Source organism: Wenzhouxiangella sp. XN79A (assembly GCF_012272825.1).
GTDB lineage: Bacteria > Pseudomonadota > Gammaproteobacteria > Xanthomonadales > Wenzhouxiangellaceae.
On record NZ_JAAWWS010000149.1, the window covers coordinates 25,336 to 38,438 of the forward strand.

The 13,103-nt window shown below is 68.2% G+C and carries 11 protein-coding genes; 5 read left to right on the forward strand and 6 right to left on the reverse strand.

Translation table 11 applies throughout. The features are described from left to right. Nucleotides 1-56: 56 nt before the first annotated feature. Genes HFP89_RS08995 through pilM form a run of 4 tightly spaced genes read right to left on the reverse strand, consistent with a single transcriptional unit; the run spans nucleotide 57 to nucleotide 2,834 of the window. Nucleotides 57-605 carry a pilus assembly protein PilP gene (locus HFP89_RS08995; protein ID WP_168717325.1) on the reverse strand — a complete coding sequence of 183 codons (549 nt, stop codon included), beginning with the start codon at nucleotides 603-605 and terminating at the stop codon, nucleotides 57-59. Further along, on the reverse strand, nucleotides 605-1,228 hold the full coding sequence (pilO, locus tag HFP89_RS09000; protein WP_168717326.1) for a type 4a pilus biogenesis protein PilO: 624 nt from the start codon (nucleotides 1,226-1,228) through the stop codon (nucleotides 605-607). The genes HFP89_RS08995 and pilO overlap by 1 nt, the downstream gene beginning before the upstream one ends. Further along, complete coding sequence (locus HFP89_RS09005) at nucleotides 1,225-1,806, reverse strand: PilN domain-containing protein (RefSeq protein WP_168717327.1); 582 nt, start codon at nucleotides 1,804-1,806, stop codon at nucleotides 1,225-1,227. Before HFP89_RS09005 ends, pilO begins: the two co-directional genes overlap by 4 nt. Then, the gene (pilM, locus tag HFP89_RS09010; protein WP_168717328.1) at nucleotides 1,806-2,834 is read right to left on the reverse strand and encodes a type IV pilus assembly protein PilM; all 1,029 of its coding nucleotides are present in this window, start codon (nucleotides 2,832-2,834) and stop codon (nucleotides 1,806-1,808) included. Before pilM ends, HFP89_RS09005 begins: the two co-directional genes overlap by 1 nt. A 339-nt stretch (nucleotides 2,835-3,173) precedes the next feature. Here pilM and HFP89_RS09015 point away from each other — a divergent pair, with 339 nt between their 5' ends. Both HFP89_RS09015 and HFP89_RS09020 read left to right on the forward strand, forming a co-directional pair. Next, nucleotides 3,174-5,684 carry a penicillin-binding protein 1A gene (locus HFP89_RS09015; RefSeq protein WP_168717329.1) on the forward strand — a complete coding sequence of 837 codons (2,511 nt, stop codon included), beginning with the start codon at nucleotides 3,174-3,176 and terminating at the stop codon, nucleotides 5,682-5,684. Nucleotides 5,685-5,745: 61 nt separating this feature from the next. Continuing rightward, nucleotides 5,746-6,381: a hypothetical protein gene (locus tag HFP89_RS09020; protein ID WP_168717330.1), complete on the forward strand. Its 636-nt coding sequence runs from the start codon at nucleotides 5,746-5,748 to the stop codon at nucleotides 6,379-6,381. A 79-nt stretch (nucleotides 6,382-6,460) separates the two neighbouring features. Here HFP89_RS09020 and HFP89_RS09025 read toward each other — a convergent pair whose 3' ends face one another. Then, on the reverse strand, nucleotides 6,461-7,750 hold the full coding sequence (locus tag HFP89_RS09025; protein ID WP_346775220.1) for a citrate synthase: 1,290 nt from the start codon (nucleotides 7,748-7,750) through the stop codon (nucleotides 6,461-6,463). Nucleotides 7,751-8,008: 258 nt separating this feature from the next. Then, nucleotides 8,009-8,260 (reverse strand): type B 50S ribosomal protein L31, encoded by a 252-nt coding sequence (locus tag HFP89_RS09030; protein ID WP_168717332.1) that lies wholly within the window; start codon nucleotides 8,258-8,260, stop codon nucleotides 8,009-8,011. A 167-nt stretch (nucleotides 8,261-8,427) separates the two neighbouring features. Here HFP89_RS09030 and HFP89_RS09035 point away from each other — a divergent pair, with 167 nt between their 5' ends. From HFP89_RS09035 to HFP89_RS09045, 3 genes are read left to right on the forward strand one after another with little or no spacing between them, the layout of a single operon-like run. Beyond that, entirely contained in the window at nucleotides 8,428-10,071 is a 1,644-nt protein-coding gene (locus tag HFP89_RS09035) for an amidohydrolase family protein (RefSeq protein ID WP_168717333.1), read from the forward strand. Further along, nucleotides 10,068-11,564, forward strand: a complete 1,497-nt coding sequence (locus tag HFP89_RS09040; protein ID WP_168717334.1) for an amidohydrolase family protein — start codon at nucleotides 10,068-10,070, stop codon at nucleotides 11,562-11,564. Before HFP89_RS09035 ends, HFP89_RS09040 begins: the two co-directional genes overlap by 4 nt. After that, complete coding sequence (locus HFP89_RS09045; protein ID WP_168717335.1) at nucleotides 11,561-12,853, forward strand: amidohydrolase family protein; 1,293 nt, start codon at nucleotides 11,561-11,563, stop codon at nucleotides 12,851-12,853. Before HFP89_RS09040 ends, HFP89_RS09045 begins: the two co-directional genes overlap by 4 nt. The last annotated feature ends 250 nt before the right edge of the window (nucleotides 12,854-13,103 follow it).

Sequence of the window (13,103 nt, forward strand, 5' to 3'; positions counted from 1 at the left end):
CCCTGCGTGGCTGTTCATAACTCGAATTCTCTGTGCTTTGTTCATGGCGGTCACCGTCACAGGGTGGATTCATCGCCCAGGGCGATGGAGGCGTCGCGTTCCATCCAGCCGTCGGCGCCGTCCGGCACCAGTTCGACGACCTGGATGCCCGACAGGGTCACCTGCAGGATCCGACCATGGTTCTGTCCCAGGTAGTTGCCCTCGCGGACGCGATGGATGGTGCCTTCGGAATCGGAGATCAGGCCGAAGACCTGATCGTCGATCTCGATCGTGCCGACCATGTCGAGGCTGTCGAGCGGAAAGCGCTCGAGGTACTCGCGACGACGGTCCGGATCGGGCCGGGGACCGGAGGCCACCGCTGCGCCGTCCTCGGCGTCGGATTCCCCGGCGTCCTCGGGGCGCGGCCGCATGAACGGGTCGCGCAGGTCGTAGGCGTCGTAGGTCACCGTTTCGGGTACCGCGACGGTCGGAATCGGATCGACCGGCCCGGCCGGACGCGCCAGGGTCTGGGCGACCCACTGTTCGAGGTCGTCGGTGCCGCGTCCGCAGCCCACCAGCAGCAGCGATGCGGCCAGTCCCAGCATCAGGGTGTGATTCGATCGCATCAGGACTCTCCCTCCAGCAGCAGGTCGGTTTCCTCGCTGTCATCGAGATAGCGGTAGGTCGTCACCGTGCCTTCCATGCGCAGCGTGCCGGGCCGGCCTTCGACCGGCTCGAGCTCGATGTCCTGCATGGTCAGGATGACGACCCGCGACAGCGACGCGACGCCGCTGACGAAGCTGCCGAACTGGTGATACGAGCCGCTCATGCGGATCGCGATCGGCAGTTCGGCGTAGAAGTCCTTGAGGACTTCGCCGCGCGGCTCGAACAGTTCGGTCTCGATGCCCGAGGCCAGCGCCGTCTGCGAGATGTCGACCAGCAGGTCCGGCATCTCCGTGCGGCTCGGCAGCTGGCGCAGCAGGCTGCGCAGCATCACGCGCATTTCGTCGAGTTGCTGCTCGTAGACCGACAGCGAAGCGGCCTTGCGCTGCTTGTTCTCGAATTCGTTGCGCAATTCGGTCTCGGTGCGCTCGACGCTCTGCAGCTGCGTGCGCTGGTCCTTGACGATGAACCAGTAACCGGCCGCCAGGATCGCCACGGCGATGACGATCAGCAGAAAGGCCTTGGCGCCGGTCGAGGCACCGCCGAGGTCGTTGAAGTCCAGATCGCGGATTTCCTGAAGATTCATGGCGCGGTCGCCTCCTCGGTGTCGTTGCGCTCGGGCGAGGCCAGCCGGGCCCGGACGGAGAAGCGATACGGCAGTTCGCGATCGGTTTCCTCGGCCGCGGCCTCGACGATCCGCAGCGTCGGGTCGTGCAGGAACGCCGAGGACTCGAGGTTGCGCAGGTAGGTCGAAACCCGCGCGCTGGACTGCGCGGTACCGTCGATGGTCAGGAGGTCACCGGCCTGCTGTACGGTCAGCAGCCGGATACCTTCGGGGACCGTGCGGACCAGCTGCTCGAACAGGTGCACCATCAAGGTGCGGTTCGACTGGAGATCCTCGATGACGTCCTTGCGGTCGATCAGTCGCTGGCGGGTCTCGTCGAGCTGTTCGATCCGGGCGATCTGCTGATCGAGCTTGGCGATCTCGGCGCGCAGGTAGTTGTTGCGCGCGTTCTGGCCCGAGATCTGGCCGTCGAAATACGACTTGACCGCGAACACGCCACCGGCGGCGATCGCGGCGACCACGGCCATCGTGATCAGGAAGTTTCTCTGCCGTTCCTGGCGCTGTTCTTCGCGCCACGGCAACAGGTTGATTTGGCGCATTATTGAACTCCCCGCAATGCCAGCCCGGTCGCCGTCACCAGCGATGGCCGGATGGATTCCAGGGCGCCCGCGCTGATTCGAGGCGCCAGCTTCAGGTTCTTCAGCGGATCGGCGATTTCGGCGTTCATGCCAAGCTCGCCCGAAACGGCCTCGGCCAGCCCTTCGACCGCGGCGCCGCCACCGGCCAGGTACAGGGTGCCGATGCTGGCGTAGTCGCGGCTGGACGAGAAGAACTGCAGCGCCCGTCCGATCTGCTGGATGATGTTCTGGCGGTACGGTTCGAGGACTTCATCATCGAATCCGGCCGGCGGCTCCTCGCCGCGCTTCCAGAACTGGGACTGTTCTTCGTCCAGACCGTAGCGGCGCATCGTTTCCTCGCGCAGGTCGCGGCCACCGAACGGATGGTCGCGGTAGTAGATCGAGCGGCCGCCGCGCAGCACGTTCAGCGACGAGCGCACGTCGCCGATGTCGAGCACCGCGATCACGCTGCTGTCGTCGATCGCCTCGCGCTTGCGGACCAGCTCGAAGGCATTGGCGATGGCGAACGCCTCGACATCGACGACCCGGGCGGTCAGCCCGGCCATCTCGGCCACGGCCTGGCGGGCGTCGACGTATTCGGTCTTGGACGCGGCCAGCAGGATTTCGACCAGGTCGGCATTGCGGCCGGACTTGCCGAGCACTTCGAAATCCAGGCTGACCTCGTCGCGGGGATACGGGATGTACTGGCCGGCTTCGATCTCGATCTGGCCTTCGATCTCGTCCTCGCCGAGGTCGCTGGGCAGATTGATGATCTTGGTGATCACCGCCGAACCGGACACCGCGATCGCGCAGTGCTTGGCCTTGGTGCCGCTGCGCTTGACCGCGGCCTTCAGCGCTTCGCCGACTTCGTCGATCTTGTTGATGCTGTGTTCCGCGTAGGCGCCCTCCGGAAGCGGCTCGACCGCCACGTGCTCGACGCGGTAGCTCGAGCCGGCGCGGCTGAGCTGCAGCACCTTGACGCTGCTGGTTCCGATGTCCACCCCGATCATGGGCGGCGCTGATCGTTTGAATATGTTCAAGACCGTTCCCCGGATATTGTTGATTCGGTGCCGGTACGCGATCGAGGACTACGGCTCGCCTCGCACCTGCGTTGCCTTCCGTCCCCCGTTCGACTCCCATGCGAAATCGCACTCGTTGGCCCGGTCGCCCCCCTTCCGGACCGATCGGCGCTTGGCGAATCCGCCGTCAGCACCGATAATTGTCCCAACCCGCGCGGATCGATCCCTGCATGCCGTGGTCCAATCCCGGCATCGAGCCCCACGTTCGAACCGTGGCGACCCGTCGATCCGGCCCGGTCGAGCCGTCGGATGCAAGGTTTATCATACTCCATGCCAAGAATAAAGTCTCTAATTAAGTTTTCTATCCGACTGTTTTTTCTCGGGTTGCTGCTGGGCGTGATCGGCTTCACGGTCCTGTGGGCGCTGATCTGGCCGTCGCTGCCCGACGTAGAGACCCTTCGGGACGTGGAACTGCAGGTGCCGCTCCGGGTGTATTCGGCCGAGGGCGAGCTGATGGCCGAGATCGGCGAACAGCGCCGCATCCCCTTGAGTATCGAGGAAATTCCCGAGCTTCAACGGCAGGCCTTCCTGGCCGCCGAAGACGACGGCTTCTACAACCATTTCGGCATCGACGTCGTCGGAACGCTGCGCGGCGTGGTCGGCTACGCCCGCTATCTCGGCCAGCGCCGGGTCCCCGGCGGGAGCACGATCACCCAGCAGGTTGCCCGCCGTTTCTTCCTGACCAATGAATTTTCGGTGACACGCAAGATCCGCGAGATCTTCCTGGCCGTCAAGATCGAGCGCGAACTCGAGAAGGACGAAATCTTCGAGCTCTACCTGAACAAGGAATTCCTCGGCCAGCGCGCCTATGGCGTGGGTGCGGCGGCGCAGATCTACTACGGCAAGACCATCGACGAGCTGACCCTGGCCGAAATGGCGATGATCGCCGGACTGCCGAAGGCGCCGTCGCGCGACAACCCGGTCAGCAATCCGGAAGCCGCCACCGCTCGGCGCGGCTACGTGCTCGACCGGATGCTGGCCGAGGGCTTCATCAGCGAAGCCGAATGGCGCGAGGCGAGCAACACGCCCGATCGCGCGCGCCTGCACGGGCCGCAGCGTGAGCTCGATGCACCGTGGGTGGCCGAAATCGTGCGCCGGGAGGCGGTCGAGCGGTTCGGCGCCAGCGAGGCCTATACCGGCGGCTACGAGATCGTCACCACGGTGGTCGGCGAGCTGCAGCGCGCCGCCGACCGGGCCATCCAGGACGGCCTCGACGCCTACGACAAGCGCCACGGCTGGCGCGACGCCGAGGGCCGGATCGAGCCCGAACGGCTGGACGACCGCGAAGCAGTGCTGGCCCAGCTGCGCGACCTGCCGTCGATCGGCGACCTGATTCCGGCCGTGGTGCTCGAAGTCGAGCCCGAACAGGCCCGCCTGCTGCTGGTCGACGGGCGCGAAGCCACCCTGCTGCTCGGTCGCATCGAGTGGGCCCGACCGTTTCTCGGCCGCGACGCGCTGGGTGCCAGCCCGTCTGCGGTCGGCGACATCCTGGCGGTCGGCGATCGGGTCCGGCTGCGCGAACACCCGGAAGGCTGGCGCCTGGCCCAGGTTCCGGAGGCGCAGGCGGCGCTGGTTTCGCTCAAGCCCGACAGCGGCGAGGTCGTCGCGCTGGTCGGCGGGCTGGACTTCGCGGCCAGCCAGTTCAACCGCGCGACCCAGAGCCGGCGGCAGCCGGGCTCGGCGTTCAAGCCCTTCATCTATTCCGCCGCGCTCGACGCCGGCTACACCCCGGCCAGCCTGGTCAACGACGCGCCGGTGGTGTTCGACGATCCGTCGCAGGAACGCACCTGGAAGCCGCAGAATTTCTCCGAGCGGTTCTTCGGGCCGACTCGACTGCGCGAAGGCATGGTCCACTCGCGCAACCTGATCAGCGTCCGACTGGTGATGGACCTCGGCCTGCCACGCGCGATCGACTACGTGACCGACTTCGGCTTCGACCGCAACGAGATCCCGAACGGCCCGTCGATGGCGCTGGGCTCGGCCTCGATCACGCCGCTGGACCTGGCCGCGGCCTACGCCGTGTTCGCCAACGGCGGCTACCGGATCGAGCCCCACTTCATTCTCGCCATCCGCGACATCGAGAACCGGGAGCTGGACCTGCCGCGTCGGCCCCGGGTCTGCGCGGACTGCCCTTCGCCGCAGCCCGATCGAGCGGAAGCGGCGGTCGCGGAACCGGACGCCTCGTCGGAAGGCCTGCGGTCGCTCGAGCTGCTGCCCGGCGACACGGCCCCGACCGACGCGCCGGAGGCCGAAACGCCGGCGATGGAACTGGCCGGCCCGCCGGTCCCGCTGCACGCCGAGCAGGTGCTGTCGCCGCAGACTGCCTGGCTGATCCGCTCGATGATGAGCGACGTGATCACCGGCGGCACCGGCCGACGCGCACTGGCCCTGGGCCGCGACGACCTGGCCGGCAAGACCGGCACCACCAACGACCAGCGCGACACCTGGTTCGCCGGCTTCAACGATGCGCTGGTGACCACGGTCTGGGTCGGCATGGACGGCAACGAGGAACTCGGTCGTTATGAACAGGGTGGCCGCACCGCGCTGCCGATCTGGGTCGACTACATGCAGGTCGCGCTCGACGGCGTGCCGGAAACCGAGCGCCGCATTCCGATCGGCATCGTCCAGGCGGCGATCGACCCGGTCACGGGGCTTCGGGTCCGGCCCGGCACGCCGGGCGCGATCCAGGAGTGGTTCCCGGCCGGCAACCTGCCGCCGCTGCAGGAGACCGTCGACCCGAACGCCGAGGCCGAGGACGCCGACCCCTACGAGATCTACTGACCGCCGACGCGCCGTCGCGCATACTGGGGTTCCCGCCCACCGTCGTTTCCGGAGGTTCACCTTGGGTACACGCCGCGGACGCAACCAGGCCCGGTCCAGCGATCGGCGCCGTCAGGAGGTCGCCTTCGAAGCGGCCCGGATCCTGGCCACCGAGGGCCAGCGCAACTACCTCAGCGCCAAGGAGAAGGCAGCCCATCGACTCGGTGTGGCGGTCCACGGCGGACTGCCGTCGAACAGCGAGGTCGAGGCCGAGCTCAAGCGCTACCAGGCGCTGTACGGCGGCGAAGCCCATCGCTCGGCCGTGCAGCAGCTGCGGACCGCGGCGATCGAGGCGATGAAGTTCTTCGAGCGGTTCCGGCCGAAGCTGGTCGGCCCGGTCCTGGAAGGCACCGCCGACCACCATTCCCGGATCACCCTGCACCTGTTCTGCGAGACGCCGGACGAGGTGGTCCAGTTCCTGATGCGCAACCGGCTGCCGTTCGAGCAGGAAACCCGCCGGATCCGCTGGCACGACGCCAGCTTCCGCGACCTCGATCTGGTCGTGGTCGAGGCCGACGGCCAGGTCTTCGAACTGGCGCTGATGGCCGGCGCGGCGTGGCGCCAGCCACCGCCGGACCCGGTCGACGGCCGACCGCAGCGACGCGCGGGGGTCGGCGAGGTGGAGCGCCTGATCGGCGAACCGCTGGCGGACGGGTAAGCGGCCCCGAAACGAAACGCGCCGGCTCGAGGCCGGCGCATGAGACGTCGATTCGACCGCGCGGGCCGCGGGCGCCGGATCAGCGCTTTTCGATCGCCACGTAATCGCGTTCGGTCGCGCCGGTGTAGACCTGGCGCGGCCGACCGATGCGGGTCGGGGTGTTCGACTGCTCCAGCCACTGGCTGACCCAGCCGACCGTTCGGCCGATCGCGAACATCGCGGTGAACATCGAGGTCGGAATCCCCAGCGCCTTGTAGATGATGCCGGAGTAGAAATCGACGTTCGGGTAGAGCTTGCGGTCGACGAAGTATTCGTCTTCCAGCGCGATCTCCTCGAGCTTCATCGCCAGGTCGAGCAGCTCGTCCTGCTTGCCGAGTTCCTGCAGCACATCGTGGCAGGCCTTGCGGATGATGGTCGCGCGCGGATCGTGGTTCTTGTAGACGCGATGACCGAAGCCCATCAGGCGGAACGGGTCGTCCTTGTCCTTGGCGCGCTTGATGAACTCGGGCACGTTCCTGACCGTGCCGATCTGGTTGAGCATGTTCAGCACCGCCTCGTTGGCGCCACCGTGCGCCGGGCCCCACAGCGCGGCGATGCCGGCCGCCGTACAGGCGTAGGGGTTGGCGCCGGTCGAGCCGACCAGACGGACCGTGGAGGTCGACGCGTTCTGCTCGTGGTCGGCGTGCAGGATGAACAGCAGGTCCAGCACCCTGGCCGCCACCGGGTTGACTTCGTAGGGCTCGGCCGGCACCGAGAACATCATGTGCAGGAAGCGCTCGGAGTAGCCCAGCGAGTTCTTCGGGTAGGCGCTCGGCCAGCCCTGCGAATGGCGGTAGGCGGCCGCGGCGATCGTCGGCATCTTGGCAATCAGGCGCTTGGCGGCCAGGTCGCGCTGTTCGGGGTCGTTGACGTCCAGCTTGTCGTGGTAGAACGCCGCCATCGAGCCGACCACCCCGGACAGGATGGCCATCGGGTGCGCGTTGTAGTGGAAGCCCTGCATGAAGGTGTTGAGCTTCTCGTGCACCATCGTGTGGTAGGTGATGTCGCGCTCGAAGCCGGTGAACTCGGCCGCACTCGGCAGCTCGCCGTACAGCAGCAGGTAGGCGACCTCGAGGAACGAGGATTGCTCGGCGAGTTGCTCGATCGGGTAGCCGCGGTAGCGCAGGATGCCCTTGCCGCCGTCGATGAAGGTGATGTCGCTCTTGCAGCTGGCGGTGGTGCCGTAACCGGGGTCGAACGTGAAGTAGCCGAGTTCCTTGTGCAGGCCGCTGATGTCCAGCGTCGGGTCCCCCTCGCTGCCGGCGACGACCGGAAGATCGAGGTTCTTGCCGGATTCCGGGTCGTTCAGGGTCAGCTTGCGTTCCGCCACGATGGCACTCCTTGGGTTCGTTGTTGAAGGCTTGGATCGCCTCGCAGTGCCCCCGGCGCACGCAGGAATCGCGGACGAACCCGGGGCCGGGATCGCGGGGCGGAGGGCTGCGCGAAGTATCGCACAGGCCTCATGGCATCCGGATGACCGGAATGCCGGCCGGGGCGGTCGTGGGGGTGGCAACCCACCCCGGGCACGTGGCCCCGGACGGTCGAGCCCGTGCCGCGCGAGGCGCGGCCCGGACATCGCCGACAGCGCTTACTTCCCGGACTTGCCGTAGCGCTGCTTGAACCGGTCGACGCGCCCGCCGGAATCGACGATCTTGTGCTGGCCGGTGTAGAACGGGTGCGACTGGCTCGAGACCTCGACCTTGACGAGCGGGTACTCGTTGCCGTCTTCCCACGTGATCGTGTCCTTGGTCCGGATCGTCGAACGCGTCTTGAACGAAAAATCGCTGGACACGTCCTGGAACACGACCTCGCGGTACTCGGGGTGGATTCCTGCCTTCATGGTGGCATTCCTGCTGTACAAAAAGCGAAGCCCGCTATTATCGGCGGTTTCCGGCCTCTTTTCAATACCCGACGCTGATTCCGTCCAGGCGTGACTTCTGGCCGATGCAACGCTCACGGCCCGACCGTTACGTTGCCCGGTTCCATCCGCTGCAGGAGTGCAGGATCTTGCGATTCCCGATTCCGACCTTCCGGACGAAGGCCGCCACCGGCCTCACCGTCCTCGGCTGCGCGCTGCTGGCCGCGCTGACCGCCACGGCCGCCGAAGTCCGTCAGCCGCTGCCCGACGCGCACGCGCTGGTCGACGTCCGCGTCGTGACCGCGCCCGGCGAGGTGCTCGACGGTGCGACCCTGGTGATCCGCAACGGCATCATCGAGGCGGTCGGCGACGTCGACGTCCCGGCCGATGCCGCGATCATCGAGTTCGAGCGCGGCGAAGACCAGCCGCCGATCACCGTCTACCCCGGGCTGATCGACCCTTACCTGGTCATCGCCGCCGACGATCGGGACGATGCGCCGGACTCCCCGCCCGGGCGGCACCCGCTGATCCGGCCGGATGTCACGGTCGCGGCCCTCGACTGGCCCGCCGACGCCGTCGAAGGTCACCGGCGAGCCGGCTTCACCACCGCGCTGATCGCGCCCGGCAGCGGGCTGCTGCGCGGCGAGTCGGTGCTGGCCAACCTCGGCGACGGCGGCCTGAGCGGCAATCGACTGCGCTCCGGCGTGGCCCAGCATGGCCACCTGCACGAACGCAGTCCCGACAACGGCTATCCGCAGTCGCTGATGGGTTCGGTCGCGCTGTTCCGCCAGACCCTGCTCGACGCGGACTGGCAGCAGCGCGCACGCAGCGCCTGGCAGAACGAACCGGGCCAGGCCCGGCCCGAGTGGCTGCCCGGGCTCGATGCGCTCGCGCCGGTGCTGAACGGCGACCGGCCGCTGGTGATGGAAAGCCGAGACACCCACGACAGCCTGCGCATCCTCGACCTGGTCGACCCGAGCATCGACCTGGTGCTGATCGGCCACGGCGCCGAATACCAGCGCCTGGACCAGTACCCGCGCACCGTCCCGCACATCCTGACCGTGGATTTTCCGGACGCGCCGGACGTCGATGACCTCGACGATCGCGATGTCTCGCTCGAAGAGCTCCGCCACTGGCGCCGCGCACCGGAGAACCCGGCCCGCCTGCTCGAAGCCGGGGTGCCGGTGCTGTTCACCGCCCACGGCCTGTCCGGCCCGACCGACCTGTTCGCCCGCCTGGCCACCGCGATCGAGCGCGGCCTGGAGGCCGACCAGGCGCTGGCCGGCCTGACCACGCGGCCGGCCGAATGGCTGGGCATTGCCGACCGCGCCGGACGCATCCAGACCGGCTACATGGCCAACCTGGTGGTCGTCGAAGGCGAGCTGTTCACCGAAGCCCCGACCATCAGCGAAGTCTGGATCGACGGCGTGCGCTTCGAACTGGCCAGGCTCGAACCACCGGCGGTCGACCCGGTCGGCACCTGGGCACTGACGCTCGGCCTGCCGGGCATGGGCGATGTCGACGCCGAACTGGTGCTGACCGGCACGCCGTCGTCGCTCGACGGCACGCTGAACACGATGGGCAACGAGACCCCGCTCAGCGAGATCCGGGTGTCCGGTAAACAGCTTCAGATCCGGATCGACGCCTCGCGCTTCGGCGGCGCCGGCACGATCTCGATCAACATGGACATCGACGGCGACCGCGGCCGGGGCAATGGCAGCGGTCCGTTCGGCGAATTCACCGTCCGCGGCCAGCGCAGCTCCGGCCCCGACGAGGAGGAGACCCGCTCATGAAACGCATCGTTCTGACCCTGGCCGTCGCTCTGGCCGGCTCGACGGCCGCGGCGCAGTACCAGCCCGACATCGAGGCCTGGACCATCGACGCGCCGCCCGAACCGCAGACCGTGATCGTGCGCAATGCCACGCTCTGGACCGCCGACGACGCCGGCATTCTCGACAACGCCGACCTGGTCATCGAGGACGGCCGGATCGCCGCGGTCGGCAGCGACCTGCGCGCACCGCGCGGCGCGCTCGAGATCGACGGCACCGGCCTGCACGTGACCCCGGGCATCATCGACGCCCACTCGCACGCCGCGATCATCGGCGGCGTCAACGAGGCCACCGACATCTCCACCGCCCAGGTCCGGATCGAAGACGTGATCGACGCCGATTCGATCAACATCTACCGCCAGCTGGCCGGCGGCGTGACCACGATCAACCTCCTGCACGGCTCGGCCAATGCGATCGGCGGCCAGATGGCCGTGATCAAGCTCCGCTGGGGCGCATCGCCGCGCGAGCTGATCTTCGACGCCGCGCCGGCGGGCATCAAGTTCGCGCTCGGCGAGAACCCCAAGCAGAGCAACTGGAGCAACGACGAGCCGCGCTACCCCGGCACCCGCTCCGGCGTGGCGCAGATCATCGAGGAGAAGTTCCAGCTGGCCGAGGACCATCAGCGCGCGATCGAGGCCATGCCGTCGGGCCGTCGGGCCCGTGATGTGGTCCCGCCGCGCCCCGACCTGGAACTGGACGCCATCGGCAAGATCCTCGACGGCAGTCTGCGGATCCACTCGCACGCCTACCGGGCCGACGAAATGGTCATGCTGATCGAGGTCGCCGAGCGCTTCGGCATCACCATCGGCACCTTCCAGCACGTGCTCGAGGGCTACAAACTGGCCCGCCGCATGGCCGAGCACGGCGTCGGCGGCTCGACGTTCATCGACTGGTGGAACTTCAAGGCCGAGGCCAGCGACGCGATCCCGTACAACCCGGCGCTGATGGCCGAGGCCGGCGTGCTCACCGGACTGCACTCCGACAACCCGGAACTGGCCCGGCGCATGAACCTCGAAGCGGCCAAGGCCGTCCGCTACGGCGGGGTCGAGCCGCACGAGGCGCTGAAGATGATCACCACCGGGCCGGCCGAACAACTCGGCGTCGGCGACCGCACCGGCCGTCTCGCCGAAGGCCTGGACGCCGACTTCGTGATCTGGAACGGCCACCCGCTGTCGGTCTACTCGCGCGTCGAACAGACCTGGGTCGATGGTCGGCGCTACTTCGACCGGGAGACCGACCTGGCCCGACGCGAGGCGCTGGACACCGAACGGCGCGAGTTGATGGCGATGGTGCTCGACGAGGGCGGCGGCGACGAGGGGGCCGGAGACGACGAAGCCACCGGCGGCGGCCTGCTCGGCTACCGCGACTCGGAGCTGGCCCACGACGCCTACTGCTTCGCCCACGACCACCGCCACCTGCACGCCGGCATCGACTTCAGAAAGGGCAACCGCCAATGAAGACACTGACCATTCTTCTCCTTGCCGCCGTGGTCACCACCGCGGCCGCCCAGGACGACGCGCTGACCGTGCTGACCGGCGCCACCGTGCATCCGGTCGACGGCGAGCCGATCGACAACGGCGTGGTGATCATCCGCGGCGAGCGGATCGAGGCCATCGGCCCGTCCGGCGAACTGACCGGCACCTTCGACGGCGAGCGCGTCACCGTCATCGAGCTCGACGGCAAGCACGTCTATCCCGGCTTCGTCCACCCGCTGTCGTCGGTCGGCCTGACCGAAATCGGCAGCGTCGCCGGCACCGTCGACACCACCGAAATGGGCGCCATCAACGCCGCGCTGCGGACCGAGGTCGCGTTCAACCCCGACTCGGCCCTGCTGCCGGTCAGCGTGGCCGGCGGCATCCTGACCACCCACACCGCGCCGTCCGGCGGCCTGATTCGAGGCCAGTCGGCGGTCATGCGGATGGACGGCTGGTCGTGGGAAGACATGACCCTCGAAGCGCCGGCCGGCATGCACATCGCCTTCCCGCCCGGCGCGGCCGACAACGCCGACAACGAGGACCTGGCCACGATCGAACGCACCCTGGAGCAGGCCCGGCACTGGCATCGCGCGCAGGCCGCGTTCGAAGCCGGCAACGCACCGCGTCCACGCCACAACGCGCAGCTCGAGGCGCTGGGGCCGGTGCTCGACGGGACCATCCCGCTGTTCCTGCACGCCGACAACCGGGCCGCGATCGACGCGGCGCTGGACTGGGCCGAGCAGCAGGATTTCGGTCGGGTGGTGCTGGTCGGCGGCCCCGACCTGCAGTACGTCGCCGACCGCCTGGCCGCCGACGGCATCCCGGTCGTTCTCAACGGCGTCTACACCATGCCGACCCGGCGCTGGGAAGCCTACGACATGGCCTACGTGGCCGCCGCGAAGCTCAACGAGGCCGGCGTGAAGTTCGCGATCGGCGACGGCGGCGGCGGATTCGGCGCGACCAACGCACGCAACCTGCCGTTCCAGGCCGGCAGCGCGGCCGCCTTCGGCCTGCCGAAGGACGCAGCGCTGAAGTCCGTCACCCAATGGGCCGCCGAGATCGTCGGCGTCGGCGACCAGCTGGGCACGCTCACCGCCGGCAAGCGCGCCAGCCTGATCGTCACCAACGGCGACCCGCTGGAGCCGATGACCTCGATCGAGCGGGTCTGGATCGACGGCCGGGAATACGACCTCGACCGCAGCAGGCACCGTCAGCTGTACGAGCGCTACCGCGATCGAATCGCGGAAACCGCGCCCGGTGCGGACGACTGACGCACACCTCCGCCGCGATTCACCCCATCGCCCCGGCCCTGCCGGGGCGTTCTTTTGTCAGTCACGACAAAAGGCGGCAAAAGCGCTCTTCAAAGGCGGCGGAACGGGCAGTGGCTTTCGACGAGCTCCGGTGGGCCGGTGTCTGCGAAGCGGCCGGGCTCGCTCCGGCTGCGGTTTACAGTGGCCCCGGATGCATCCGCGAAGCCAGGGGCAGGCCGATCTGTTGCTGGTCGGCCACAAGCTTTGGCTG

Bases quoted from the DNA above. Each gene is read 5' to 3' on its own strand.
- HFP89_RS08995 (WP_168717325.1), bottom strand. From the start codon at position 605: ATGCGATCGAATCACACCCTGATGCTGGGACTGGCCGCATCGCTGCTG.
- pilO (WP_168717326.1), bottom strand. From the start codon at position 1,228: ATGAATCTTCAGGAAATCCGCGATCTGGACTTCAACGACCTCGGCGGT.
- HFP89_RS09005 (WP_168717327.1), bottom strand. From the start codon at position 1,806: ATGCGCCAAATCAACCTGTTGCCGTGGCGCGAAGAACAGCGCCAGGAA.
- pilM (WP_168717328.1), bottom strand. From the start codon at position 2,834: ATGATCGGGGTGGACATCGGAACCAGCAGCGTCAAGGTGCTGCAGCTC.
- HFP89_RS09015 (WP_168717329.1), top strand. From the start codon at position 3,174: ATGCCAAGAATAAAGTCTCTAATTAAGTTTTCTATCCGACTGTTTTTT.
- HFP89_RS09030 (WP_168717332.1), bottom strand. From the start codon at position 8,260: ATGAAGGCAGGAATCCACCCCGAGTACCGCGAGGTCGTGTTCCAGGAC.
- HFP89_RS09040 (WP_168717334.1), top strand. From the start codon at position 10,068: ATGAAACGCATCGTTCTGACCCTGGCCGTCGCTCTGGCCGGCTCGACG.
- HFP89_RS09045 (WP_168717335.1), top strand. From the start codon at position 11,561: ATGAAGACACTGACCATTCTTCTCCTTGCCGCCGTGGTCACCACCGCG.